Below are 25,558 nucleotides of genomic sequence, written 5' to 3'. Positions count from 1 at the left end.
AGTTTCAATAGTACCTGAAACTGGTTCTAATTTAAGGCAGAAATATGGAATTGGCAGTTGGTGTTTTCTGGAACCTGCCAATTACCGGATATTGGCGACATATTTGACACGGCCGGTGATTTTGCCTTTGCAAATCTCGTCCTTCCGTTTGATCTGGGCTTTAGCAGATTTCCCGCTTTTCATTTTGGTTTTTAAAGATACAAGCGCGCAGGAGAAAACTTCGCCCAGTTTTTTGTCGATCCGTTCTGGAATGAATTTGATCGCAAATGCGACCACTTCGATAGATTTATCCCGGGTAATATCAGTAACCGTTGTCCGCACATTATAATTGTGGATGTCTTCGACCACTTTGCGCATCATATATTCCGCATCATCGCGAACATCTTTTGATACTTTACCGGCGGCCCATGCGGAAGTACTGGTTCCCAGCAGACAAACAACTAAACTTAAAATAGCGACAAACTTCATTCCCGGTTTTCCTTCAGAACCCAACGCCAGTCTGTGATTTTTCAGAGGGCGTTTCCTTGCGAGGTGAATATGTAATATTTAAAATACTAACGGCATAAGGTTAATGTGACGTTACGCGACTATATTAGAATTTAACACTGGGTGTATAATGGATAAAGAAACTACAGGTTCTTGCCTGTGTGGGAAAGTTAAATTTCACATTTCAGGGGCCTTTGACCACTTCTACCTCTGCCATTGTACGCGCTGCCGTAAAGATACGGGTTCTGTTCATGCGGCAAATCTTTTTACCTCCAACGGAAGTGTATTGTGGGTATCTGGCAGCGAATACAGGCGCCAATATACCCTGCCCGGCAGCTTTCATACGAAAAGCTTCTGTTCATTATGTGGCTCTTCTCTTCCGACTGAGAATAAAGAAGCCGGACTGCTTATGGTGCCGGCAGGGTGTCTGGATACGCCTGTCTTGAAAAAACCGGATGCGCATATCATGATGGCCCATAAAGCCGGTTGGGAAGATGGTTTGGGGGATATCCCCCTGCTGGATGAGCTGCCAGAGCAGGACTAAAAGAGACATAAAAAAAGGCGGCATATGCCGCCTTTAATCAGTGTTTATTTCTGGTCCATTAGGTGTCCAGAACGCGGACTTGCAGGGCATTATTCTGAATGAATTCCCGGCGAGGTTCTACGACATCACCCATCAAGGTTGAGAAGACTTCGTCGGCTTCATCCCCGTGATTTACCTTTACCTGCAACAGGGTTCTGGCTTCATTATCCAAGGTGGTTTCCCAAAGCTGGTCCGGGTTCATTTCGCCCAGTCCTTTATAGCGCTGCATGGAAAGCCCCTTCCGTCCAAGGGCCAGTACAGCGTCCAGCAATTCGATCGGAGAATTGATTGTCTCGCTTTTATCTTTATAGGTAAAAGTCGCCGCGTTTTTGTAGGTTTCCTGCAATTCATCTTTCATGGCGTTCAATTCGCCCGCTTCGGCAGAATGAATTAGATTGCTGTCAACATGCTGAACTTCGGTGACGCCGCGCACCTCGCGTGAGAAATGCAGGCTGAAATCTTCAAGGATTTTGCCAACCCAACCGCGTTCCGTTTCAGAGGACATGGCATCCAGACGTTTCGCGACAAAATCAGCGGCTTCCGGTCCTCGAACCGGATCGTTGAGGATTTCGTCACTCAGGGCACCGGCGATGGCGACCTGTTCGACCACAGATTTTGCATGCTGGCGGGCAATCGCTTCGATCAGATTGCGGCATTTACGGGCCCGATTGATTAGCGCCTGCAAATCCTGCCCCGAAATCTGTTCGCCATTGGCAAGGGTCAGAACAACATCTTCAGAGCCTTGTTCGATCAGGTAATCTTCCATGGCTGTTTCATCCTTCAGATAGACGGATGATTTACCGCGACTTACCTTGTAAAGCGGTGGCTGTGCAATATACAGATACCCTTTTTCAATCAGTTCAGGCATCTGACGGTAGAAGAAGGTCAAGAGAAGGGTTCGAATATGCGACCCATCCACGTCCGCATCGGTCATGATGATGATTTTATGATAACGGGCCTTTTCGATATTAAATTCTTCTGCGCCGATCCCGGTGCCCAATGCGGTAATGATGGTTCCGATCTCAGTTGAGGACAGCATCCGATCAAATCGGGCGCGTTCAACGTTCAGGATTTTACCGCGCAATGGAAGGACGGCCTGATTATGACGATCCCGGCCCTGTTTGGCTGAACCACCCGCACTATCACCCTCCACCAGGAAGAGTTCAGAAACGGTCGGATCCTTTGACTGACAGTCTGCCAGTTTTCCAGGCAGGCTGGAAATATCCAACGCCCCTTTGCGTCGGGTAAGTTCCCGCGCTTTTCGGGCGGCTTCACGGGCAGCAGCGGCTTCAAAAATCTTGCCAATGATGGTCGTTGCATCTTTTGGATGTTCTTCAAACCACTGGTCCAGTGCGTCATTGACGCTGCTTTCAACAATCGGCCGAACTTCACTGGAAACCAGTTTGTCTTTAGTCTGGGACGAGAATTTCGGATCCGGCACTTTAACCGAGACTACACAGGTCAGGCCTTCGCGGGCATCATCTCCGGTGATCGAGGCTTTTTCTTTTTTCGCAATCCCGCTGGATGTTGCGTATTTATTGATGGTCCGTGTAAGCGCGGCCCGGAAACCAGCCAAATGGGTGCCTCCATCGCGCTGTGGAATATTGTTGGTAAAACACAGGACATTTTCGTGGTAGCTGTCATTCCATTCCAGCGAAACTTCGACCGTTACGCCTTCTTTTTCCGTCGTAAAATCAATTGTGTCGCTGATCAATGGCGTTTTGGAGCGATCCAGATATTTTACGAAGGCTGAAATACCGCCTTCATAATGCAGGTTCGTTGTAACCGGCTCGGCCGAGCGGAAGTCGTTCAGTTGGATATGAACGCCAGAGTTCAGAAACGCCAGTTCCCGTAGCCGATGTTCCAGTGTGGAATATTCAAACTTCACGTTTGTAAACGTGTCTTCTGATGGAAAAAACGAAATTTCCGTTCCGGTGAGAAGCTCGTCGGTGCCTTCTTTGAACGGTGCGTCGCCTGTAATTTTCAGGCTTTCGATTGAATCGCCGTGTGCAAAACTGATTTCATGGGTCTTGCCGCTTCTCCAGATTTTCATATCCAGACGATTGGACAGGGCGTTTACAACAGAGACACCCACACCATGCAAACCCCCCGAGACTTTGTAGGAGTTCTGATCAAACTTACCGCCTGCATGAAGCTGTGTCATAATCACTTCGGCGGCGGACATGCCCTCTTCTTCGTGGAGGTCAACCGGAATACCGCGCCCATTATCACGAACCGTGACGGATCCGTTGCTGTTCAGTGCGACGTAAACAAGATCACAATGCCCGGCCAGCGCCTCATCAATGGCGTTGTCCACAACCTCATAGACCATGTGATGCAAACCCGAACCGTCATCCGTATCACCGATATACATGCCGGGGCGTTTACGCACGGCATCCAGGCCTTTCAAAACCTTGATGGAATCGGCGCCATACTCTTCAGCAGCGGTCTGATTTTGCACTTCACTCATACGTAACGTCCCTTATTTCAGTTCATCTGGGCGGGCGTAACCGTGCCTGCCTGAACCGTGAAAAACTGAGCCCGTGATCCGAGCTCGGAAAATAACAAATAATCTGTACCCGTCATCCAGGCCTGCACATTCATGTCGGTTAATTCATCAAACAATGCCAGCCGTCTTTTCTGATCCAGATGAGCAGTAATTTCGTCCAGTAATAATACCGGGGCTTTGCCATGTAATCCAGTCTGTAGACGCGCATTACTAAGGATAATTGATATTAATAGTGCTTTTTGTTCACCGGTTGAACAAAGTCGGGCTTTTTGACCCTTTTCCCTGTGGATAACTTCCAAATCACTACGGTGCGGGCCGAAGGTCGTGCTGCCTGCTGCGGCATCGATTTTTCGGTTTTTCGCCAATCTTTCCCGGTACATATCTTCGGTGGCAAGGGCGGTCAGGCCAACCATCTGTTTTTCAAGTTCCCCCACCAGTGCAATATCTGCCTTTGGAAAGGCAGACGGGGTTGCCGTCGGTTCAGACAGGTCCATAGCCCCGTTCAACCGTGCGACTGTTTCCAGTCTGGCGGCGGTAATCGCGATTGCCTGTTCTGCCATTTGTTGTTCCAGCGAGCTCAGCCAATGGGGATCCAGTCGGCCCGATTTTAAAAGACGGTTCCGCTCGCGCATTATTTTTTCAAAGGTCGTTGTGCGTTTGGCATGGCTGGGATCCTGACCAAAAACCATCCGATCCAAAAACCGGCGCCTTCCAGACGCCCCTTCTTGAAACAGTCTATCCATCTGTGGGGTGAGCCAGGAAATGCTTAACAAGCCTGTTAACGCTGCTGTTCCAGACTGGGTTTCTCCATCCAGTCGAACCGTTCGTTTCTCGCGCCCGTCCGAGGTCTGATTGACGGCCAAAAGTCCAGTACCAACCGTTCGCTCAAGCCCATCGTCCAGAATGTGTGCGGACACGGCCCAGCCCCCTTTTCCATCAATATGCGCAGGATCGGAAAGCGTCGCCCGGCGCAAACCCCGTCCAGGTGTCAGAAAAGAAATAGCTTCCAGCAGGTTGGTTTTCCCACTGCCGTTCGGGCCAGTAAGCACAACAGGCCGGGTATCGATTTCAACCTTCAAGGACGTGTAGTTGCGAAAATCTGTCAAAACCAGCCGTGTTAGGGCATGAGAGTTCAATAAAGGCTCCTAATTGGATATCTGGTCAGGAATTCCCAACCAGGGTCAAACGCGCATAGGCATAAGAACATACAGGGCGCCATCGTCTGTTCCATCTCTGACGATGGTGGGAGACTGAGCATCCGCCAGAACAAAATGGGCGTTTTCCCCTTCGATCTGTCCTGTAATATCCAATAAATATTTTGAATTAAAACCGATTTCCAAATCACCCGAGCTATAGCTGGCCGCCAGTTCTTCGGTAGCGCTGCCGCTTTCCGAGCCTGTGGCCGACAGAGTGACCGTGTCATCTGTCAGGGTAAGTTTGATGGCGCGTGATTTTTCTGTTGAGACGGTCGAGACGCGATCAACAGCCTGTGCGAACGTCTTGCCGTCCAGTTCCAGAACTTTGGTATTTCCAGATGGGATGACCCGTTCATAATCCGGGAAGGTGCCGTCGATCAATTTGGAGGTCAGCAGGGATCCGCCAAACGAGAAGCATATTTTATTGTCAGACAGGGAAATGGAAATATTGCCATCTGTGTCATCAATCAGTTTGCGCAATTCGTTGACTGCTTTGCGCGGAATGATGATGCCGGGCATATTTTCGGCATCGGCCGGTATCGGGGTTTCAACCCGGGCAAGGCGATGTCCGTCCGTTGCGACTGCACGCAATACGGGTATGCCGTCATTGTCTGCAGCGTGAAGATAAACACCGTTCAGGTAATAGCGGGTTTCTTCGGTTGAGATAGCAAAGCGGGTTTTATCAATCAGGCGTTTCAGTTCCGCCGTGGAAAGCGTGAAACGGTGCGGCAATTCGCCAGTTTCCATGATCGGGAAATCATCTTTCGGCAAACAGGACAACGCGAACTGAGAGCGACCGGCGCGTACAGAAATTCGACCTTCCGCGCTTTGGTAATCCAGTTCAACCTGTGATCCGTCCGGCAATTTGCGCACAATGTCATACAGCAGATGGGCTGGCACGGTGATCGATCCTGATGTGAGGACTTCCGCCGCAATCTGTTCATTGATTGCCAGATCAAGATCTGTCGCTGTCAGACCCAGTGTCCCATTGTCAGCGTTCAATAGAATATTGGAAAGAATAGGAATAGTATTCCGGCGTTCTACCACACTCTGGACATGGTTCAATGCGGTGAGCAGGGTGCTGCGTTCGATTGTTAATTTCATTGTCCCAACTAAGCTTTCAGGCATGACGTATTATGAAACACCATTTTGCCTGATAATGGGGTTTCAGATCAACTATTATTCTACGGCTGATAAATCCTATAGTGGAACATAAGAACTTGATTCAAAAACTTGAATCACTGTTCGTGCTGCACCAGAAATGATTGCTCAATCCGTGGCACACTATATCAGATGATGCCCGGTTCCCCAACTTATTTGATGCACAAAAGGATCCCGCTGGATCCGTGATTAACAAATAGTGGGATTACAAGGAGTTAGGCTGGAAATGTGAGCGTGCTGCCGCCTTTATAATCAGTTTTCAAGCATCCGTTTAAGCAGATCAATATCTTCAGACAGAGAGACATCGCCTTCTCTCAGCTCGTCAATTTTGCGAACCGCATGCATCACAGTGGTATGATCCCGGCCACCAAATTTGCGCCCGATTTCTGGGAGCGAACGGCTGGTCAGCTGTTTGGCCAGATACATGGCGACCTGTCGAGGCCGGGCAACGGCCCGGGCCCGGCGGGCGGAATGCATGTCTGACATTCGGATGTTAAAATGTTCAGCGACCCGTTTTTGAATCTCTTCAATGGTGATCCGGCGATCATTGGCCCTTAAAAGGTCCCTCAGGACTTCCTGAGTGCTTTCAAGGGTAACGTCGCGACCAACCAGATCGGAATAGGCCAGAACCCGGTTCAGGGCGCCTTCCAGCTCGCGTACATTTGAGGTGATCCGGTGGGCAAGGAATTCCAGGATCCGCGGTTCAATCGAAATGCTGGCCTGTTCGACTTTTGATTGCAGGATGCCAAGGCGCAACTCGTAATCAGTCGGATGAATATCGGCAACCAGACCCCAGCCCAGACGGGATCGCATTCGTTCTTCCATGCCCTCCAGATCGGTTGGCGACCGGTCCCCTGAAATGATGATCTGGTGGTTTTGGTCAACCAGAGCATTGAAGGTGTGGAAAAATTCTTCCTGCGTTGATTCTTTTCCGGCAATAAACTGAACATCATCAATCATCAGAACGTCCACAGACCGGAACTGGTCTTTGAAGTTCATGGTGTCTTTATATCGAAGGGCCCGGATGAAGCGGTACATGAACTTTTCAGCTGAAAGATACAGGACTTTCTTGTGTGGACAATTAACCGAAATCGCATGACCGATTGAATGCATCAGATGGGTTTTACCCAGGCCAACCCCACCATAAAGATAAAGCGGATTGAACGGGATGTTGTCGCGGGCTTCTGCAACGCGTCGTGCCGCCGCGTGGGCCAGTTCATTTGACTTGCCAACCACGAAATTTTCAAAAGTAAAACGCGGATCCAGTTGCGAGGAAAGATTGTCCTGTGCGTCAAATTTGTCCACGCCGGTATCGACAACCTTGACCCGCATTGATGGCGCAGTCCCATTGGCGCGGTTCTGCTGTGCGGGTGCGGACGCCGGTTCCGAGCGCGCTTCCTTCACATGGATGTCGATGGATTGAACGGTTGGGTCTTCCAGGCACCAGATCTGACGAATGCGATTGGCGTAGTTGTTAATCACCCAGTCTCGCAGAAATTTGGTCGGCAAAGACATATTAACGTGGGTGCCGTTAATTTCATCCAGTTCGATATTTTTAAGCCAGGAATTAAAGGTTGCTTCGCCATATTCATCAAGCAGGCGATCCCTGACGCGGCCCCAACAGTCTGAGTGGTTCTTACCAACCGTTAATGGTTCTCTGCTTGCCATTTCAGCCTTGCACCCAACTTAGATTTTCTGCTTTCCACCCAGTTTGGGTTCCTCTGTGCCGGTTCTCGTCCAGATCGCCTTCAAAACCGCCGAGAATGTTATAGCTTTCGGTAAAGCCGGCATTTGTCGCGGCAATCGCAGCTGCGATCGAGCGCACGCCAGAGCGACAGAGAAACAGGACCGGGCTTTCAGGATTTTCCTGTGCGGCCTTGAGCTGTTCAATGAAATGCGGGTTTACCGACATATCCGGAAACAGGACCCACGAAATGGTATGGGTTTTTTTGTTTAAAGGAGACAGATCCGGTAAGCCGACATATCCCCATTCGGCATTGGTCCGGACATCGACAAGAACCGCTTTCGGATTCGATTTCAAAAGATCCCATGCATCATGGACAGTAATGTCCCCGGCATATTGTTTTTCTTGGGTCTGGGTCCCGTCGGCAGTCATTAAATGTAGCCTTCCCTTAAAAATAAATGTCCAAAAATATACAAAAGGCGGACAAAAAATCCGTTCACTGCAGAGTAATCCTGCTGTGTTTGGTAGAACGTAATAAACCTGAAAAGATAGTCGAGATAGGTGACTTGAATCGCGAAGGAAGGACTTCCCCCTTTTAAATCACGCCCGGTTCGTTAGGTTCCCCAAAACCAGTGATCTGACGCTATCAATTATCTGTTTATGCTCCCAATGGCGGTGAATTTAATCTGAAGTTTTCCACAGATGCAAGAGAGCCTGAGCCCAAATGCAAAAAATAAATAGGCGAATAGATCAAAGAAAATGTTGACCTACAATATATAGTAAGCCGACTGATAAAAATCAGGAACTATTAAAATATATGGAAAATTGAAATAATTTGAATCGGCCAAAAATCACCGAATTTACGCGAAAAAAAAGCCGCGCCCGATACCTCGGATACGGCTTGATTCTCGTTGTTAAGAGACTGTCTTAAGCAGACAGTGCCTTTACGCGTGAATTCAATCGTGAAATCTTACGTGATGCTGTGTTGGCTTTAACTACGCCTTTAACAACACCGCGACCGAGCTCTGACTGAGCCAAACGTAGCGCGTCGTTTGCTTTAGACTGATCACCCTCTCCAATCGCGATTTCGACTTTCTTTACGAAAGTGCGGATGCGACTGCGCCGTGCGCGATTACGCTCGGTGCGGGTTTCTGTCTGCCGGATGCGCTTAATAGCTGATTTATGATGCGCCATGACAATCCTGTACATTAGCTTCGAATTTCGGAAGCCGGGTTATAGCCAGCCATTATTCTGCCGTCAACAGTGAATCCCGATTAAACGGCAGAAAATGGTAAATTGTTGCTTCTTTCGTAAAAAAACCACGGTTTTCGAGGAAAGAAACAGGTCTCATTACTGATTTTTGAAGGAAGGAGAGCGTTTTTCAGCGAACGCTGACATGCCTTCCTTCTGATCTTCCGTTGCAAAAGTGGAATGAAAGACGCGTCTTTCAAACATGATTCCCTCTTTCAGCGTGGTTTCATAGGCTTTATTGACGCTTTCTTTTGCCATCATCACAATCGGCTGGGAAAGGTCGGCAATCTTGCCTGCCACCTTCAAGGCTTCGTTTTCAAGGTCATCCACTGGCACGATACGGCTCACCAGACCAGAGCGTTCTGCTTCTTCTGCATCCATCATCCGGCCAGTCAGGCACATTTCCATGGCTTTCGATTTTCCGACAAAACGGGTGAGGCGCTGGGTTCCGCCGGCGCCCGGAATGGTCCCAAGTTTGATTTCAGGTTGCCCGAACTGCGCATTATCTGCTGCCAGAATGAAATCACACATCATGGCAAGTTCACAACCGCCGCCCAGTGCATAGCCAGCGACCGCTGCGATCACAGGTTTGCGGCAAGTTGTAACACGTTCCCACGTGGCGCTGATAAAGTCCGCTTTGTAGACATCCATATAATTTTTGGATTTCATTTCTTTAATATCGGCACCTGCGGCGAAGGCTTTGGAAGAGCCTGTAATCACAATCGCGCCAATGGCTTCATCAGCTTCAAAACCGTCTAATGCTTCACCCATTTCTTCGGTCAGTTCCTGACACAAGGCGTTCAAAGCTTCAGGGCGGTTCAGGCGGATCAGGCCAACCGCTTCATGTGTTTCGACGATAATATTCTTATAAGCCATAACATCCTCCAGTAAATTTTCTGGCCGCCATTATCTTCCCAAACAAACGCTTGTCCAGCATTATCGCTGGCACGAAGAACAGAAAAAGGTTGATCGGCCAGATTGTACGATCCGTTTGATGGTTCCTTTACAGTTTTCTCTAGGGCAAGGAGTGTTTTCCTTGTCATATACCTGGAACTTATGCTGGAAATATCCAAGCTCTCCGGACGTTGTGCTGTAATTTCTTAATGTTGAGCCACCGGACAGGATGGCATCCTGTAATACTTGCCGAATGGCGCCGGCCAGGGCGTCGGCCCGCTTTCCGGCGATGGTTCCGGCGATACGCTTGGGTGACACACCCGCCAGATGAAGGGCTTCGCAGGCATAGATATTGCCCACCCCTGCCACGGTTTTCTGATCTAAAAGGGCGGTTTTAATGGGCCCTTTCTTTCCTTTAAGGCGGGCCGCGAGAACCGGACCGTTAAAGTCATTTCCCAGCGGCTCCGGCCCAATATTCATAAGTTGCGGATGGGTGTCCATTTCATCTTCTGTTGTCAGGATCATAAAACCAAATCGTCTGGGATCATGGTAACGGACGGTGGTCCCGTTGCCTGTTTTCAGGATCATGTGATCATGCTTTTCGGGCTCTGGCGTGATTTTCTCGTCGATACGAAAGCTGCCGGACATACCAAGATGCCCGATCAGAACGGTTTGATCGGCAAAATGGATCAGCAGGTATTTGGCTCGCCGTCCGATATGGACAATTTTATTGTCTGTAATGGTTTGTGCGAACCCCTCGGCAAAGGGGAAGCGAAGATTGGCACGTCTCAGGATGACAGATGTAAAAGACTGGCCGATCAGGGCATTTTCCAGACCGCGCGCAACGGTTTCTACTTCGGGTAATTCAGGCATGGCCCCAGTGTAAGCCCGAATATCGATCAAAACCATCGCCAAATTAAAAAAGTATCCTTCTTTTGTTTGGGGTTATGGACAAATTTGGTGCTTGCACTTAGGTGTAATATAGGCAAAACAAGAACGCATATTCGTTCCAACTTCCGTTTCGGGGCCCGTTATGACTACCTCAGATCCTTCCGAGAACAAGACCTCAGAGAAAACCCATTTTGGCTTTCAAGATGTTCCTGTGGAAGAAAAAGCAGGAATGGTTCGGGGTGTTTTCGACAGTGTTGCCGAAAATTATGACCTGATGAACGACCTGATGAGTGCCGGCGTCCATCGGTTATGGAAAACGGCCATGATCGATTGGCTGGCCCCCCGTCCAGGCCAGCATTTGCTGGACGTGGCTGGCGGGACCGGTGATATTGCCTTTCGGTTTCTTGATCGGGTTAAGGGCGAGGGTCAGGTTACTGTTCTGGATATCAACCATGCAATGCTGAGTGTGGGGCAGGATCGGGCGTTGGATCAGGGTCGGTTAAGCGGTTTGCAGTGGGTGAACGGTGATGCGATGAACCTGCCGCTGGGTGATAAATCCGTCGATGCCTATACCATCGCTTTCGGGATCCGGAATGTCACGGATATCCCGCAGGCCCTGCGGGAGGCGCGGCGCGTTTTGAAACCAGGTGGTCGCTTTTTGTGTCTGGAATTTAGTGAGGTAACACTGCCCGGCCTGAAAGAATTCTACGACTTTTATTCCTTTAAAATATTGCCAAAAATCGGCGGTGCTGTGGCCAATGATGAAGCCAGCTATCAATATCTGGCCGAAAGCATTCGTAAATTTCCAGAGGCAGAAACGTTTCGGGACATGATTGTCGAGGCGGGCATGGGGCAGGCCAAATTCCGTCGGCTGTCAGGTGGCATTGCGGCGTTGCATTCGGCCTGGCGGATATAGGGGAAAATAGTGTTTCGTGGGTTTCATAACAGTCTTCGTCTTTTATTCGTCGTGCGGACACTTGCGCGCTTTGATGCCCTTTTTCTTTTGGACACGCTGGAAAAAGCACCGCTTCATGTGAAGCTACTGCGTTTGATCCTGCCTTTATTTGCGATCGGTGCGCCGTCTCATCAGCATTTGCGAAAAGGGGAGCGGTTGGCCGGCGCCCTGCAGGCGCTGGGACCAAGTTTTATCAAGCTGGGTCAGGCATTGTCCGTTCGGTCGGATCTTCTGGGAGAAGAGATTGCGCAGGATCTTGGTAATTTGCGGGATAAATTACCCCCTTTTCCATATGAAAAAGCCAAGGAAACGGTAGAGCGGGAGCTGGAACGTCCACTGAACGAAGTTTTTGTGTCGTTCGACGAAAAACCGATCGCCGCGGCGTCTATTGCGCAAGTCCATTATGCCGAGGTCGAAGACAGCATCCCGGCGCCAACGGAAGAAAACCCTGACGCGGTTTGTACAGAACGGCGGAAAGTGGCTGTTAAAATTCTGCGGCCCGATATCGAAGAAGCCTTTCAAACGGATTTGCGTCTTTTCTTTTGGATCTCTGGCCTTGCGGAGCGGTTTCAACCGAATTTCAAACGCTTGCGCCTGACAAAGATTGTGGAAATTCTTGAACAGTCTGTTGAATTGGAAATGGATCTGCGGATGGAGGCGGCCGCTGCGGCGGAAATGGCCGAGAATTTTGAAGGTGATCCCGAATTTTCTGTTCCAGAAATTGACTGGCAGCGCACGGCCAAGCGAGTGATGACCCAAAGCCGGATTGATGGGATCAGCCTGTCAAACCGGGATGAGATCATTGAAGCGGGCCATGATATGCAGGCCTTGAGTGCCGTTGTCATTCGGGTCTTTCTCAAACAGGTTCTGCGGGATGGTTTTTTTCACGCGGACATGCATCACGGCAATCTGTTTATTACCGACGACGGGAAACTGGTCGCGGTAGATTTTGGCATTATGGGGCGCATGGATCGTCAGACCCGCCTGTTTATGGCCGAAATGCTTTTTGCCTTTCTGGTCGGAGATTATCGCCGGGCAGCAGAAGTTCATTTTGAGGCAGGATATGTTCCGCCGCATAAGTCGTTGGATGCTTTTACGCAGGCCTGCCGCTCTATCGGTGAACCTATTCTTGGTAAATCTGTGGATGAGATCTCGCTGGGGCGTCTGCTGGTTCAGTTGTTTCAGACAACGGAAACCTTTGAAATGGAAACCCAGCCCCAATTGCTTTTGCTCCAGAAAACCATGGTGACCGCCGAGGGCGTCGCCCAAAGCATGAACGCCAAAGTCAATTTCTGGGAAGTGGCTCATCCAACCGTTGAAGAATGGATGCTGGAAAATATGGGGCCAGAAGCGAAAGCCGCGCAAATAGTCAAAGATGGCCTTGGCTTTTTGAACAAACTGCCTGACCTGGTGACGAAAACAGACAGACTGCTGACCTTGATTGAAGAGCGGGAAAGTCAGAAAGATCAGAAGACGGACCCAGCGGACGGACCGATGCAGCGGGAAGTTTCTGCTGGGTTTTATCTTGTCACAGGCGTCACAGCTGGCGCGGTCCTGATGTATCTCCTGACGGCGGTTCTGCACTAATTAAATTGCTGATTTCCTTTAGTTAAATAAGTACTTGCACCGAGTTGGTGAGATAACTATCTTATTTACATAAAAGATAAGTGAAATAGGCGGATTTACGGTGACTTCTCAAAAATCAGTGCTTCTGGTGATCGGCGGCGGTATCGCTGCCTATAAATGTCTGGAGCTTATCCGCCTGTTGGCAAAGCGGAATATAAAGACCCGCGCCATTCTGACAAAGGCGGCGCAGGAATTTGTAACCCCTCTTTCGGTGGCGGCTTTGAGCGGCGAAAAAGTCTATACGGATCTGTTTGATCTGGATGACGAGTCGGAGATGGGCCATATTCAGCTTTCGCGCTCAGCTGATCTGGTTGTTGTTGCTCCGGCCACGGCTGATCTTCTGGCGAAAATGGCCACGGGTCAGGCCAATGATCTGGCCAGTACTGCCCTGTTGGCGACCGATAAGCCTGTGATGATTGCGCCCGCGATGAATGTGCGGATGTGGGATCACCCTGCAACCCAGCGAAATCTTGCCCAATTGAAAGAAGATGGTGTTCTGGTCGTCGGGCCAGAAGAAGGCGATATGGCTTGCGGCGAATTTGGGCCGGGCCGATTGTCGGAACCCTCAGTGCTGGCGGATGCAATTTCCAATTTTTTTCACGATCGTCTACCGACGGGCCCCCTTGCCGGACGGAAAATGATCGTAACGGCGGGTCCGACCCATGAGCCGATCGATCCTGTGCGTTACATTGCCAATCGATCTTCGGGTAAGCAGGGATATGCAATCGCAGAGGCGCTGGCTGGATTGGGGGCGGATGTAACACTTATTTCCGGTCCCACCCGACTGCCTGAACCCGAGGGGGTTAAAACCGTACAGGTTCAATCCGCCCGGGAGATGCTGGTGGCAACGGAAAATGCACTGCCAGCGGACGGGGCAATTTTCGCTGCGGCCGTGGCCGACTGGCGAGTTGAAAACGGGTCGGACCAGAAAATCAAAAAACAGGACGGTGCGCTCCCGTCCCTCACTCTGGCTGAAAATCCGGATATTCTGGCGACAGTCTCACAGATGCAGACAGGCCGTCCTGAACTGGTGGTCGGTTTTGCCGCAGAGACACAGAATGTGATTGAAAATGGTCAGGCCAAATTGACCAGAAAGAGATGTAACTGGATTGTCGCCAATGATGTCAGTCCCGAAACCGGCACATTTGGAGGCGATGAAAATAGCGCCATCCTGATAACGGGTGGTGGAGTTGATCCGTGGCCCACGCTTACAAAAAAAGAAGTGGCCGTTGCGTTGGCCCTGCGAATTTCAGAACATTTTCAAGGTAAGAATTAATGTCAAATGTCTCCGTTGAGATCACCCGAATGCCCCATTCAGAAGGGCTTCCCCTTCCGGCCTACGAAACGCCGGACAGCGCTGGAATGGATCTTCGGGCGGCGGTATCCGAGCCTGTAAAAATTGAACCGGGGCATCGCGCGTTGGTCCCAACAGGATTAAAAATTGCCCTGCCAAGTGGGTATGAAGCACAAATTCGCCCGCGCTCCGGTCTGGCGTTGAAGAAAGGGATAACCCTCCCCAATACGCCCGGTACGATTGATGCTGATTATCGCGGAGAGCTTGGGATCATCCTGATGAATATGGGGCAGGAAACCTTTGTGATCGAGCGGGGGGACCGGATCGCCCAGATGGTCGTGGCCCCGGTGACACAGGCGCGCTGGGTTGAAGTGAAAACGTTATCGGAAACGGTGCGCGGGGAAGGCGGATTTGGCTCGACCGGTGTTGCCGCAGCGAGAGGATAAGGCGATGCTCCATTTACCAAAGAAAATGTTGTATGCGCTGGAAGCCGTGGTTGATATTGCGTTTAATGCAAGACCGGACCCGGTTCAATCCAAGGAGATTACCCAGCGTCAGAAAATACCGCAGCGATATCTGGAACAGGTTATGCAACAGCTTGTTCATGCGGGTATTCTGAAAGGCGTCCGGGGTCCGCGGGGCGGGTATCGCCTGGCGCGGGAGAGACGCCGCATTACAGCCGGCGATATTGTTCGCGTGATCAGCGAGGCTGATACAGAAGGTGAAAATCAGATTTTCTCGTCTGAGATCGGCCAGAAGGTTGTTGGTCCTTTATGGATGGATGCCCAAGCGGCAATGCTGAAACAACTGGATCAGGTCACGCTGGAAGACCTTTGCAGAAAAACCAATACGGATTGCGACGGGGTTGCCCCGCGCGCCAGTGGTACATTTGAGATTTAAAGACAACAGAGATTTCCCGTTTTTGGCGGGTTGACCTTAATCAGAATTGGACAAACACATGGATATTAATGCCCCTCGCGGAAAAATTTATGACAGCATTATTGATACGATCGGATCCACGCCTCTGGTTCGTATGAAACGGTTTGGCAGTCAAAACGCCGATATTCTTTTGAAACTGGAGTTCTTCAACCCTCTGGCGTCTGTGAAAGATCGGATTGCCGTTGCCATGATCGAAGCGCTGGAAGATGCTGGCAAAATTAATCCCGGGACGAAAATTATTGAGCCAACTTCCGGCAATACGGGTATTGGTCTGGCGTTTGTCTGTGCGGCAAAAGGATATGATCTGACGTTGGTCATGCCTGAAAGCATGTCCATTGAGCGTCGCAAAATGTTGAAACTCCTTGGGGCAAATCTGGAACTGACAGAAGCCGCCAAAGGGATGAACGGTGCGATTGCCCGGGCTAATGAAATGGTTGAAGAGATTGGAAATGCCGTTATTCCGCAGCAGTTTGAAAATCCGGCAAATCCCGCGGTCCATAAAGTGACAACAGCAGATGAAATCTGGGCAGATACTGACGGTAAAGTGGATGCTGTGGTTATGGGTGTTGGCACGGGTGGAACATTGACCGGTGTGGGGACAATCCTAAAACAGAAAAACAAAGATGTGAAAATCATCGCTGTTGAACCTGAAGATAGCCCGGTCTTGTCGGGCGGCCAGTCTGGCCCTCATAAAATTCAGGGTATCGGCGCTGGTTTTACGCCGGACAATCTGGATACCAGCCTGATTGATGAAATTCTGACCATTGGAAATGAAACCGCGTTTGAAACGGCCCGCTCTGTGGCTCGTGAAGAGGGAATTCCGGTGGGCATTTCGTCTGGTGCTGCCGTTGCAGCCGCGCTGGAAATCGCGGAACGCCCTGATATGAAAGGGAAAACCATTGTTGTGGTCATTCCGTCCTTCGCAGAGCGGTATTTGACAACAGCCCTGTTTGACGGGGTCTAGGAATGAACCTTACCGATGAACAGATGGATCGCTACGCCCGCCACATTATCCTTCGGGAAGTGGGGGGTATCGGGCAGAAGAAATTGCTGGGATCCAAAGTGCTGGTTATCGGGGCGGGGGGCCTTGGCTCCCCCTTGGTTCTGTATTTAGCGGCGGCGGGTGTTGGCACAATCGGAGTAGTGGATGATGACCATGTGGATTTATCCAATCTGCAGCGTCAGATTGCCCATGGAACTGCTGATATTGGGCGGCCGAAGGTGGAAAGTGCACAGCAGTCTGTTGCGCGGATCAACCCGGATGTAAAAATCATACCGTATGCGGAACGATTAACGGCTGACAATGTCCGCCGTCTTTTTGAAGGATATGACCTGGTTGCGGATGGGTCAGATAATTTCACGACCCGTTTTTTGATCAATGACGCCTGTTTTTTCCTAAAGAAACCGCTGGTTTCTGCAGCAATGCTGCAATTTGAAGGACAGCTTTCGACCTATAAGGCCTATGAAGAGGGTGATCATCCCTGTTACCGCTGTATATTTCCGGCGCCGCCGCCGCCCGATGTGGTTCAAACATGCGGAGAGGCCGGTGTCCTTGGGGCTTTGGCCGGAACCATGGGATCGTTACAAGCGGTTGAGGTTCTAAAAGAGCTGTTACAGATTGGGCAAAGCATGTCTGGTCAGCTTTTGATTTATGATGCGCTTTATGCTGATTTCAGAAAGGTGAAAGTACGGCCTGACCCGCACTGTCGTTTATGCGGGGAAAATCCATCTGTTCTGGATATCGAAGGGTCGTCAAGCGCCGCCTAGAAAATAGGCCGACGCAACGGCAATGGATAAGGGCAGTGTGATCATGGACAAAAAGGTCTGTATCGTAATGATGGCGGCCATGACATCTGCATCACTGCCCAGTTGTTTGGCCAGCGCATACCCGGAACTGGCCGTCGGTACGGCACCATAAATCACCAGAATGACAGCGGCTGTTCCGTCCAGCCCAGTGGCCAGAATAACCCCGATCATAACGGCAGGAAACAGAACCAGTTTACAGATGCTTGAGATAACCAACGAACGGGTTTCTGCTTTCATAGCGCGAATATGCAATCCGGCCCCCACGCATAAAAGAGCGGTTGGCAGGGCGGCGCGGGACAGAATATTCGCCATATCGTGAATAACCGGCAGACTGCCAATGCCGGAAAGGTTCAGGAAAACACCGGCACCGATTGCCAACAGAAGGGGGTTCCGGGCCAGTTCCTGAACAAGCCTTTTTTTCAGGGAGGTTGTCCCTGTTTTTCCTTGATACAAGACTAATGCGGTGACACAGAACAGGTTTGTTGGCGGGACCAGTATCGATGTGGCGACAGCGGCGATCAATAGCCCGTCCGATCCAAAAAGCATATCGGCGGTGGCAAAGGCAATAAAGGTGTTATGACGGGTGGCCCCTTGAAACAAGGAGCCGCTCACCGCGCCGGAAATCCCAAATAATCTTGCGGATCCGACCGCGATAACAGCGCTGATTATCAAGGCGCCAAGCAACGCCATTGCAAAAGTCCCGACCATTTCACCGCCTAAAGGTGCGGTTGTCGTCCGGTAAAACAGAAGAGCCGGAAAAAGAACCCAATAGGTCAGTTTGTCGGCCAATGGCCAAAAGGCTTCACCGGGAAACTGCCAACGCCGCAGCACATGCCCCAAAATCAGGAGCAGGAAAATCGGAAGAACAGAGAGGGAAATAGTCCACATATGACAATCTCGGTGCGCAAGGACATCGGTAAGAATAGGCTATCTTTACAGACCTGGGCGCAAAGGCTCCAGTAAAATCGGTCTGGTTGCGCCCCTTGATACGGTGCGTTCAGGCCTTGAACAGGGCGTGTGCCACTTTCATGGATGGGATAATCCGGTGGTCAAGCTTTCGAACGGACGGCGAGGGATCAACCAGATCGGGGATCTGAAAAACCAGCATATTGGCCCCATGGGCTGCCCGCACACCATTATCAGAATCTTCAAGCGCAAGGCAGCGTTCCGGCTGAATATCCAGCTTCGCCGCAGCCTGCAAATAGATTTCCGGGTGGGGCTTGCTGTTGGTGACCTGATCACCGGTCGACAGATGATGAAAAAAATCCAGAATTCCGGCATTGGATAATTTACGCACGGCCTTTTTGTAACCGGTGGATGTTGCCACAGCCCGCGGAATATTCTCGGCCTCCAGGAAGGTCAGGAAATCAACCACGCCTTCTTTTAAAGGCACAGGTTTCATAACTGCTTCATCATGATAGATCTGCTGCCACATATCCATAAACGGGGTGCCAGGAAAGGCTTCTACATTCTTGTTGAGCAAGCCTTCGATATGGACCATGTTGCAGCCCACGAGCGTATTATACAGCGCTGGGTCAAAGGGAAGGTCAAAGGCGTCACAGGTTTGTTTAAACGCGGCCAAAGAAATGCGTTCCGTATCCAGTAACAGGCCATCCATATCAAAAATAACGGCGTCGCGCATGAGGGTTCATCCTTGTTTGAGGGACGCACCATACGCTTTTTGACGGTTAATAATCCAATAAAAAAGCCCCTGTCTGGAAACAAGGGCTTTTTCGAATTATGGACGATCCAGATCAGGCGCTTCTTGGCGCTGACTTGATAATCTCCGCGTCCACATACTCGGCAAATTGTTCAAAATTCTCGATGAACAGGGTGACAAGATGAGACGCCTGTTTGTCATAGGCCGCTTTGTCTGCCCAGGTATTTCTTGGGTTCAGAATCTCGCTGGGAACACCAGCACAGGCGGTTGGCATGGCAAGGCCAAAATACGGATCTTTTTCAAACTCAACATTGGCAAGGGTGCCGTCAAGGGCGGCGTTGACCAGTGCGCGGGTATGGGCAATCGGCATACGGTGTCCGGTGCCATAGGCGCCGCCTGTCCAGCCCGTATTGACAAGCCAGCAATTCACACCATGTTTTTCGATTTTTTCACCCAGCAGGTTTGCGTAAACAGAAGGATGACGTGGCATAAAAGGGGCGCCAAAACAGGTTGAGAAGGTTGCCTGTGGTTCATTGCCCAACCCTTTTTCCGTGCCCGCCAGTTTTGCGGTATAGCCAGACAGGAAGTGATACATCGCCTGTTCTGATGACAGCTTGGAGATGGGGGGCAGAACACCAAACGCATCTGCGGTTAGCATAATGACGTTTTTAGGGTTCCCCGCAATGCCGGTTTCACTGGCATTTGGAATGAAATGGATCGGATAGGACGCCCGGGTATTTTCTGTATAGCGGTTGTCATCCAGATCAAGAACGCCGTCTTCATTCATGACCACATTTTCAAGGACGGTTCCAAACCGTTCTGTGGTTGCATAGATTTCCGGCTCGGCTTCCCGGGACAGATTGATAACCTTGGCGTAACAGCCGCCTTCAAAGTTAAACACACCATCGTCAGCCCAGCCATGTTCATCATCGCCGATCAATTCGCGACTTTGATCTGCTGACAGGGTTGTTTTGCCCGTTCCTGACAAGCCAAAAAAGACCGCGCTGTCGCCTGCGTTACTGACATTCACAGAGCAATGCATCGGCATGATGTTTTTTTCAGGAAGCAGATAATTAAGCAGGGAGAAAACAGATTTCTTGATTTCACCGGCATAAGATGTGCCACCGATGATGACCAGTCTTTCTGCAAAATTCGCCAGAACAAATACTTCCGAACGGGTTCCGTCGACGGCCGGGTCCGCTTCAAAGGAGGGCACCTGAAGGACGGTGAATTCCGGTTTGAATTCAGCCAGTTCGCTTTTTTCGGGCTGTATGAACATGTTTCGTGCAAAAAGATTGTGCCAGGCACATTCGGTAATAATCCGGACAGGAAGACGATGGTCCAGATGGGCGCCTGCATAACAATCCTGAACAAAAACCTCTTTGCCTTGTAGATAATCGATCATCTTTTTATGGAGAGTGGCAAATTTTGCGTCGTCAAAAGGCTTGTTGACCTTGCCCCACCAGATATTGTCTTTGCTGCTGGCTTCCTTGACGATAAATTTGTCGTTGGCGGATCGGCCTGTATGTTGACCGGTCAGGGCAACAAGGGCGCCACCTTCAGACAGTGTGGCTTCATTCCGTGTTAGGGCTTCTTTATACAGAGAAGGGGCGGAAAGGTTCCAATTTGCCTTGCCAACGCCCCCGAGTCCCTGATTATCAAGCCCGTAGTTGCTCTTTTGCGGTCCCGTCTCTTCCACAGTGTTTCTCCAAAGATAATCGATTAGCTATATGTTGAGAATGTTGGATCAAGATAAGCGGCGGTAGGAATAGGTGCAATAAAGGACCGGGAAATAGTGTCAAAAAACGGTAACTTTTTTTGGTCATTTTCGCTCTTATTTCGTATTCATATCGATTTGTTTTCACATTGACCAAATTAACCGTTCATTTTTGTGCAGTATTTCCCGGTTGACCAATTGGACAGGTTTTTTTACTTGCGAACGATCTTCTGATTTGGTGCGAATACGGAGAATCCACGCAAGTGATTTTATGCGTTCCGTGCCTTATTTCACTCTTAAGTCGCTTTCTTGCCTTATTTCGGTCAAATGCAGGATAGAATTTGTTCGGGTAATTCCATATTATGGGGAAAGCCTAAAAGGGGACAAACTGTGACCACTCGAATTGCCCTGGTCGATGATGACCTGAACATACTGACCACTGTTTCTATTTTGCTGGAATCAGAGGGCTTTTCTGTCTCCAAATACTCGGACGGCGAACAGGCTCTTAATGATTTTGCGGAAAGCCCTCCGGATTTGGCGGTACTGGATATCAAGATGCCCCGCATGGATGGCATGGAATTGTTAAACCGTTTGCGCAGAACCTCCAATCTGCCGGTTATTTTCCTGACGTCCAAAGATGACGAAATTGATGAATTTCTGGGCCTCAAAATGGGGGCAGACGATTATGTAAAGAAACCTTTTTCCCAACGGTTGCTCGTCGAACGGATTCGGACGGTTCTAAGGCGTCACCGGGTGAAAAGTGGTGATGAAGAGGGCGGAGAAGAAGAGGTTCTGGAACGGGGCAAGCTGCGGCTGGACAGTGTTCGTCACGCCTGTTTCTGGGATGACCAGGAAGTCACGCTGACGGTGACAGAATTTATGCTGCTTCACGCCTTGGCTTATCGCCCCGGCCATGTAAAAAGCCGGGATCAGTTGATGGATGCTGCTTACGACGACAATATTTATGTGGACGATCGTACAATTGATAGTCATATCAAACGCTTGCGTAAAAAAATCAAATCTGTTGATCCGGAATTCTCTGCCATTGAGACCTTGTATGGCGTAGGATATCGTTTCAAGGATAAATAGGATCACTGTATGAAGCGGAACGGGTCCGGTGGATCGGCTGACCAGACAGACACACTGACGGCAGAAACTAAAAGCCATCAGACGTCAGGAAAGCGTATTCGATCGACAGAAAATCGGGAAGCCCGGAAGTGGGGACCTTTCTCGTCCCTTGGCCGGCGCATTATGGCGATCAACCTTTTCTCAGTGATATTTTTGGCGGGTGGCATTCTGTATCTGGATCAGTTCCGTTCCGGCCTGATTGAAGCACGATTGCAGGCGTTGGTAACCAATGGACGGTTGATCGCGGGCGCGCTTGGTGAGGCGGCCTTGCGCGAAGTGGCGCTTAGTGGTTCCGTTCAACGCCTGACCCTTGATTCGCGGAGTATTCGCCGCGTCCTGCGCCGCCTGTCTGTTGTAACCAACACCCCGGCTCGCTTGTATGACGGCAGCGGGACGTTGATCGCGGATAGCCGGTTTTTGATTTCAGCGGGGCGTGAAATTGTTTTTGAACCTTTGCCACCGCCAGAAAATACCGGTCAGGTTAGAAAATTCTTTGGCAGCCTGTATGATTTTGCAGCCGATTTGATGCCGGTTAGCCAGGATTATCCCCTGTATCCCGGCGACAACTCCCTTCGTTCTGAAGATTTTGAAGAGGTGGGCTGGGCGCTGAAAGGGGATATCGGGACGGTTATTCGCCAAACAAAGGAAGGCCAGCTTTTCCTGACAGCATCGATCCCCGTACAAGGTTTCAAACATGTTTTGGGGAGTTTGCTGCTGATCGAGGACGGTCATGAAATTGACGAGGCCGTTCGGGCAGCGCAGGTCACCACCCTGATTGTCATCTCAATTACAGTTGTCATCAATCTGCTTCTGTCCTTGTATCTGGCGCGGACCATTGCCAAACCCGTTCACCAGATGGCCGAAGCGGCGGATAAAGTCCGCCTTGGTTTGGGGCGACGCGTGGATATGCCTGATTTTTCAGCCCGCCAGGACGAAATTGGCGATCTTTCAACTTCGTTTAGAGAAATGACGGCGGCGCTCTATGATCGGATGGACGCGGTCGAAGCTTTTGCCGCGGATGTCGCGCACGAGCTTAAAAACCCGCTGACTTCTCTTGGAACGGCGGTCGATACTTTCGGACGGGTAAAAGATGCCGAAACCCGAAAACAGCTTGAAGCCGTGATTTCCAGTGATGTGAAACGGCTGGACCGTTTGATCACCGATATTTCTGCGGCCAGCCGTCTGGATGCCGAATTGTCGCGGACTGAGGGCGAGCCAGTAGAGATCATCAAGCTGATCGATAGCGTGGTTGATATGTATGGTAATGGGCATGTCAAAAGTAACGTTCATGTAGATGTGGAGATCACAGGCAGCAATATAATGATCGAAGGGGCGCCGGGTCGCTTGGGTCAAGTGCTGCGAAATCTGATCGATAACGCAATGTCCTTTTCGCCGGATGGGGGCCGGGTGCTTGTTCGGGCGACAGAGGAAAAAGACAGCGCTGGCGTTCACTGGGTTCAGGTTGATGTCGAGGATCAGGGGCCGGGCATTCCGGAAAACAAGCTGGAAGCCATTTTCAACCGTTTCTACACAGAACGGCCACAATCTGAAGGTTTTGGGCGTCATTCAGGACTGGGGCTGAGCATCTCGAAGCTGATTATTGAGGCCCATGGCGGATCGATTTCTGCGAAAAACCGAATGAGCTCTGACGGGACGGTTCTCGGCGCGAAATTTACCATCAGACTACCAAAATAGGCTGGCTTTCCGATCATTGACAGAGACGGATCTTCACGGCAGTGTGCGGGCATGATCAGAATGCATGCCACGGCAGTTTCCATTGACGACCACGCTATTTTATTGCGCGGCCCTTCCGGTATGGGAAAATCGGATCTGGCCTTGCGCTTGATTGATGATGGGGCCCATCTGATTGCGGATGATTATGTCGAACTGCATCCGGTGCAGGATCAGATTATTGTCACCGCCCCTGCGCAAACGGCGGGACAGATGGAAGTTCGTGGTCTGGGCCTTATTTGCCTGCCGATTGTTGCCGAGCGACCTCTATTATATGTTTGCGATCTGGTTCGCCTGGAACAGATGGAACGATTTCCGCAAAGGTCCTATCACTTTTCTGTTGATAACCGTACAGTGCCTTTATTCCAGTTAGACGGCGCTGCGGCGTCTGCTGTTGCGAGAGTAAAATTAATGGTTGATTTGGTACTGCAAAGGCAGGGAATATCGGTTCTGCAGGAGGATAGCCCCTATGAATGATCTGCCTGAAACGCCCCTTGATCCGGAAACCGGTCCCTGCCTTGTGCTGGTCACGGGTTTGTCTGGTGCAGGGAAAACGACGGCCCTGAAGCAGTTTGAAGATTTAGGGTGGGATGTTGCGGATAATATTCCGCTTTCCCTGCTCTCCGGTCTGGTTGCTGAAATTGCCCGTCAGGGCGGGCAGAATGTGGCGGTTGGTGTTGATAGCCGGACATTTGGTTTTTCAGCAGATGTATTACACAGTTTGATCGAAGAGCATCGGTCGCAGGGCAATAACCGCGTTCGATTGTTGTTTCTGGAATGTGATGAAGGGGTGTTGCAACGCCGGTTTACCGAAACCCGTCGGCGCCATCCGCTTGCCACCGACCGGCCGGTTGCGGACGGTATCAAACGAGAGCAGATCCTTTTGAAACGCTTGAAGGAAAAAGCTGATATCCTGATTGATAGTACGCTTTTGTCGTTGCCAGAATTGCGTCAGATCCTGATCGGTCAGTTCAGTCTTGAGGATCAGCCCGCATTGTCGACGACAGTCGTGTCTTTTTCGTTTAAGAAGGGGGTGCCCCGAGAAGCAGATCTGGTTTTTGATGTGCGGTTTTTGCAAAACCCCTATTATGACCTGACATTGCGGCCGGGGACGGGGCAGGATCAGCAGGTGGCTGATTTTGTCGGACAGGATGAGGCGTTCGAGCCTTTCATGGACCAACTGGAAAAAATGCTGGAACTACTATTGCCTCGATATCAGGCCGAGGGGAAATCCTACCTGACGATTGCCATCGGGTGTACGGGGGGACGGCACCGCTCAGTCTGCGTGGCTGAAAATATTCATGACCGGATCAAGAGAAAAGGGTATTTTACCCATCTGGTTCATCGGGACATGGCGAAATCCGGTCTTTAAACCACTGAATAGTACAGTATAGTAACGAGATTCTTTGTCAGAGAGGCACTTGGAATGATTGGAATGGTATTGGTAACGCACGGTCGTTTGGCACAGGAATTTGTCGCCGCAACGGAGCATGTGGTGGGACCTCAGGATCAGGTGCGGGCTATTTCAATTGGCCCTGATGACGATATGGAACAGCGTCGTCAGGACATTCTCAATGCGGTGGGAGATGTTGAATCTGGATCGGGCGTTATTCTACTGACCGATATGTTTGGCGGTACGCCGTCAAATCTCGCGATCTCAGTGATGGAAAAAGCCAATGTGGAAGTGATCGCCGGTATCAATCTGCCCATGCTGATCAAGCTTGCTAGCATGCGGGGCGAGGATGATATGCAAAAAGCGGTCGCGGCAGCACAGGAATCAGGTCGCAAATATATTAATGTCGCTTCCCATCTATTGAATGACAAGAATTAGGCAAGACTGGATTATAATATAATGGTCCATTCTCAAGACCTGATTATTCAGAATAATCGCGGACTACATGCCCGGGCCGCGGCAAAATTCGTAAAATGTGCAGAGAGTTTCGACGCAGACATTATCGTCCAAAAAGACGAAAATGAGGTCTCTGGTACGTCGATTATGGGTCTTATGCTGCTTGCGGCCTCCAAGGGAACCGCCATTCATGTGACC

26 protein-coding genes are annotated in these 25,558 nt (G+C 50.4%); 14 read left to right on the top strand and 12 right to left on the bottom strand.

Features of this window, described 5'->3' with window-relative positions:
* Positions 1-81: 81 nt before the first annotated feature.
* Positions 82-468: a hypothetical protein gene (locus tag ACJAYR_RS08595; protein WP_415236220.1), complete on the bottom strand. Its 387-nt coding sequence runs from the start codon at positions 466-468 to the stop codon at positions 82-84.
* Positions 469-616: 148 nt separating this feature from the next.
* Here ACJAYR_RS08595 and ACJAYR_RS08590 point away from each other — a divergent pair, with 148 nt between their 5' ends.
* Positions 617-1,030 carry a GFA family protein gene (locus ACJAYR_RS08590; RefSeq protein ID WP_415236219.1) on the top strand — a complete coding sequence of 138 codons (414 nt, stop codon included), beginning with the start codon at positions 617-619 and terminating at the stop codon, positions 1,028-1,030.
* A 58-nt stretch (positions 1,031-1,088) separates the two neighbouring features.
* On the opposite strand, the gene gyrB is transcribed toward ACJAYR_RS08590, so the two are convergent.
* From gyrB to mutM, 8 genes are all read right to left on the bottom strand, one after another.
* Positions 1,089-3,539: a DNA topoisomerase (ATP-hydrolyzing) subunit B gene (gyrB, locus tag ACJAYR_RS08585; protein ID WP_169543713.1), complete on the bottom strand. Its 2,451-nt coding sequence runs from the start codon at positions 3,537-3,539 to the stop codon at positions 1,089-1,091.
* A 17-nt stretch (positions 3,540-3,556) separates the two neighbouring features.
* Positions 3,557-4,714, bottom strand: a complete 1,158-nt coding sequence (gene recF, locus ACJAYR_RS08580; protein ID WP_415236218.1) for a DNA replication/repair protein RecF — start codon at positions 4,712-4,714, stop codon at positions 3,557-3,559.
* 45 nt (positions 4,715-4,759) lie between these two features.
* A complete protein-coding gene (gene dnaN, locus ACJAYR_RS08575; RefSeq protein ID WP_415236217.1) occupies positions 4,760-5,878 on the bottom strand; it encodes a DNA polymerase III subunit beta in 1,119 nt (372 codons plus the stop codon).
* 309 nt (positions 5,879-6,187) lie between these two features.
* Entirely contained in the window at positions 6,188-7,603 is a 1,416-nt protein-coding gene (gene dnaA / locus ACJAYR_RS08570; RefSeq protein ID WP_415236216.1) for a chromosomal replication initiator protein DnaA, read from the bottom strand.
* Between the two features lies 1 nt (position 7,604).
* Positions 7,605-8,051: a rhodanese-like domain-containing protein gene (locus tag ACJAYR_RS08565; RefSeq protein ID WP_415236215.1), complete on the bottom strand. Its 447-nt coding sequence runs from the start codon at positions 8,049-8,051 to the stop codon at positions 7,605-7,607.
* Between the two features lie 495 nt (positions 8,052-8,546).
* Entirely contained in the window at positions 8,547-8,813 is a 267-nt protein-coding gene (gene rpsT, locus ACJAYR_RS08560) for a 30S ribosomal protein S20 (RefSeq protein ID WP_169543708.1), read from the bottom strand.
* 156 nt (positions 8,814-8,969) lie between these two features.
* On the bottom strand, positions 8,970-9,746 hold the full coding sequence (locus tag ACJAYR_RS08555; RefSeq protein ID WP_415236214.1) for an enoyl-CoA hydratase: 777 nt from the start codon (positions 9,744-9,746) through the stop codon (positions 8,970-8,972).
* 60 nt (positions 9,747-9,806) lie between these two features.
* Positions 9,807-10,673 (bottom strand): bifunctional DNA-formamidopyrimidine glycosylase/DNA-(apurinic or apyrimidinic site) lyase, encoded by an 867-nt coding sequence (gene mutM / locus ACJAYR_RS08550; protein WP_415236265.1) that lies wholly within the window; start codon positions 10,671-10,673, stop codon positions 9,807-9,809.
* Between the two features lie 124 nt (positions 10,674-10,797).
* Here mutM and ubiE point away from each other — a divergent pair, with 124 nt between their 5' ends.
* The 7 genes from ubiE to ACJAYR_RS08515 all read left to right on the top strand — a co-directional run bounded on the left by ubiE (position 10,798) and on the right by ACJAYR_RS08515 (position 17,236).
* Entirely contained in the window at positions 10,798-11,571 is a 774-nt protein-coding gene (gene ubiE, locus ACJAYR_RS08545) for a bifunctional demethylmenaquinone methyltransferase/2-methoxy-6-polyprenyl-1,4-benzoquinol methylase UbiE (protein ID WP_415236213.1), read from the top strand.
* 9 nt (positions 11,572-11,580) lie between these two features.
* A complete protein-coding gene (gene ubiB, locus ACJAYR_RS08540) occupies positions 11,581-13,197 on the top strand; it encodes a 2-polyprenylphenol 6-hydroxylase (protein ID WP_415236212.1) in 1,617 nt (538 codons plus the stop codon).
* A 100-nt stretch (positions 13,198-13,297) separates the two neighbouring features.
* On the top strand, positions 13,298-14,512 hold the full coding sequence (coaBC, locus tag ACJAYR_RS08535) for a bifunctional phosphopantothenoylcysteine decarboxylase/phosphopantothenate--cysteine ligase CoaBC (RefSeq protein WP_415236211.1): 1,215 nt from the start codon (positions 13,298-13,300) through the stop codon (positions 14,510-14,512).
* A complete protein-coding gene (dut, locus tag ACJAYR_RS08530; RefSeq protein WP_415236210.1) occupies positions 14,512-14,976 on the top strand; it encodes a dUTP diphosphatase in 465 nt (154 codons plus the stop codon). The genes coaBC and dut overlap by 1 nt, the downstream gene beginning before the upstream one ends.
* Positions 14,977-14,980: 4 nt before the next feature.
* Positions 14,981-15,430, top strand: coding sequence for an RrF2 family transcriptional regulator (locus tag ACJAYR_RS08525; protein ID WP_169543700.1), 450 nt, complete (start codon positions 14,981-14,983; stop codon positions 15,428-15,430).
* Positions 15,431-15,488: 58 nt separating this feature from the next.
* Positions 15,489-16,433, top strand: a complete 945-nt coding sequence (cysK, locus tag ACJAYR_RS08520) for a cysteine synthase A (RefSeq protein WP_415236209.1) — start codon at positions 15,489-15,491, stop codon at positions 16,431-16,433.
* Positions 16,434-16,435: 2 nt separating this feature from the next.
* The gene (locus ACJAYR_RS08515) at positions 16,436-17,236 is read left to right on the top strand and encodes a HesA/MoeB/ThiF family protein (protein ID WP_415236208.1); all 801 of its coding nucleotides are present in this window, start codon (positions 16,436-16,438) and stop codon (positions 17,234-17,236) included.
* Here the strand turns inward: ACJAYR_RS08515 and ACJAYR_RS08510 are convergent.
* From ACJAYR_RS08510 to ACJAYR_RS08500, 3 genes are all read right to left on the bottom strand, one after another.
* Entirely contained in the window at positions 17,222-18,163 is a 942-nt protein-coding gene (locus ACJAYR_RS08510) for an AEC family transporter (RefSeq protein WP_415236207.1), read from the bottom strand. The genes ACJAYR_RS08515 and ACJAYR_RS08510 overlap by 15 nt on opposite strands.
* 109 nt (positions 18,164-18,272) lie before the next feature.
* Entirely contained in the window at positions 18,273-18,917 is a 645-nt protein-coding gene (locus ACJAYR_RS08505) for an HAD family hydrolase (RefSeq protein WP_415236206.1), read from the bottom strand.
* A 112-nt stretch (positions 18,918-19,029) separates the two neighbouring features.
* The gene (locus ACJAYR_RS08500) at positions 19,030-20,634 is read right to left on the bottom strand and encodes a phosphoenolpyruvate carboxykinase (protein WP_415236205.1); all 1,605 of its coding nucleotides are present in this window, start codon (positions 20,632-20,634) and stop codon (positions 19,030-19,032) included.
* Between the two features lie 408 nt (positions 20,635-21,042).
* On the opposite strand from ACJAYR_RS08500, the gene ACJAYR_RS08495 reads away from it, so the two are divergent.
* From ACJAYR_RS08495 to ACJAYR_RS08470, 6 genes are all read left to right on the top strand, one after another.
* Complete coding sequence (locus tag ACJAYR_RS08495) at positions 21,043-21,741, top strand: response regulator transcription factor (RefSeq protein WP_415236204.1); 699 nt, start codon at positions 21,043-21,045, stop codon at positions 21,739-21,741.
* A gap of 9 nt (positions 21,742-21,750) precedes the next feature.
* Positions 21,751-23,475: a stimulus-sensing domain-containing protein gene (locus ACJAYR_RS08490; protein ID WP_415236203.1), complete on the top strand. Its 1,725-nt coding sequence runs from the start codon at positions 21,751-21,753 to the stop codon at positions 23,473-23,475.
* Between the two features lie 51 nt (positions 23,476-23,526).
* Positions 23,527-23,988, top strand: a complete 462-nt coding sequence (locus tag ACJAYR_RS08485; RefSeq protein WP_415236202.1) for an HPr kinase/phosphorylase — start codon at positions 23,527-23,529, stop codon at positions 23,986-23,988.
* Positions 23,981-24,883 (top strand): RNase adapter RapZ, encoded by a 903-nt coding sequence (gene rapZ / locus ACJAYR_RS08480; protein ID WP_415236201.1) that lies wholly within the window; start codon positions 23,981-23,983, stop codon positions 24,881-24,883. Before ACJAYR_RS08485 ends, rapZ begins: the two co-directional genes overlap by 8 nt.
* Before the next feature lie 54 nt (positions 24,884-24,937).
* The gene (locus tag ACJAYR_RS08475) at positions 24,938-25,342 is read left to right on the top strand and encodes a PTS sugar transporter subunit IIA (RefSeq protein WP_169543690.1); all 405 of its coding nucleotides are present in this window, start codon (positions 24,938-24,940) and stop codon (positions 25,340-25,342) included.
* Positions 25,343-25,363: 21 nt separating this feature from the next.
* A partial coding sequence (locus ACJAYR_RS08470) for an HPr family phosphocarrier protein (RefSeq protein ID WP_415236200.1) occupies positions 25,364-25,558 on the top strand: 195 nt, incomplete at its 3' end.

Origin of the sequence: Sneathiella sp. (assembly GCF_047631475.1) — a bacterium.
Lineage (GTDB): Bacteria > Pseudomonadota > Alphaproteobacteria > Sneathiellales > Sneathiellaceae > Sneathiella.
This window is presented reverse-complemented; position numbering and strand designations above follow the sequence as displayed.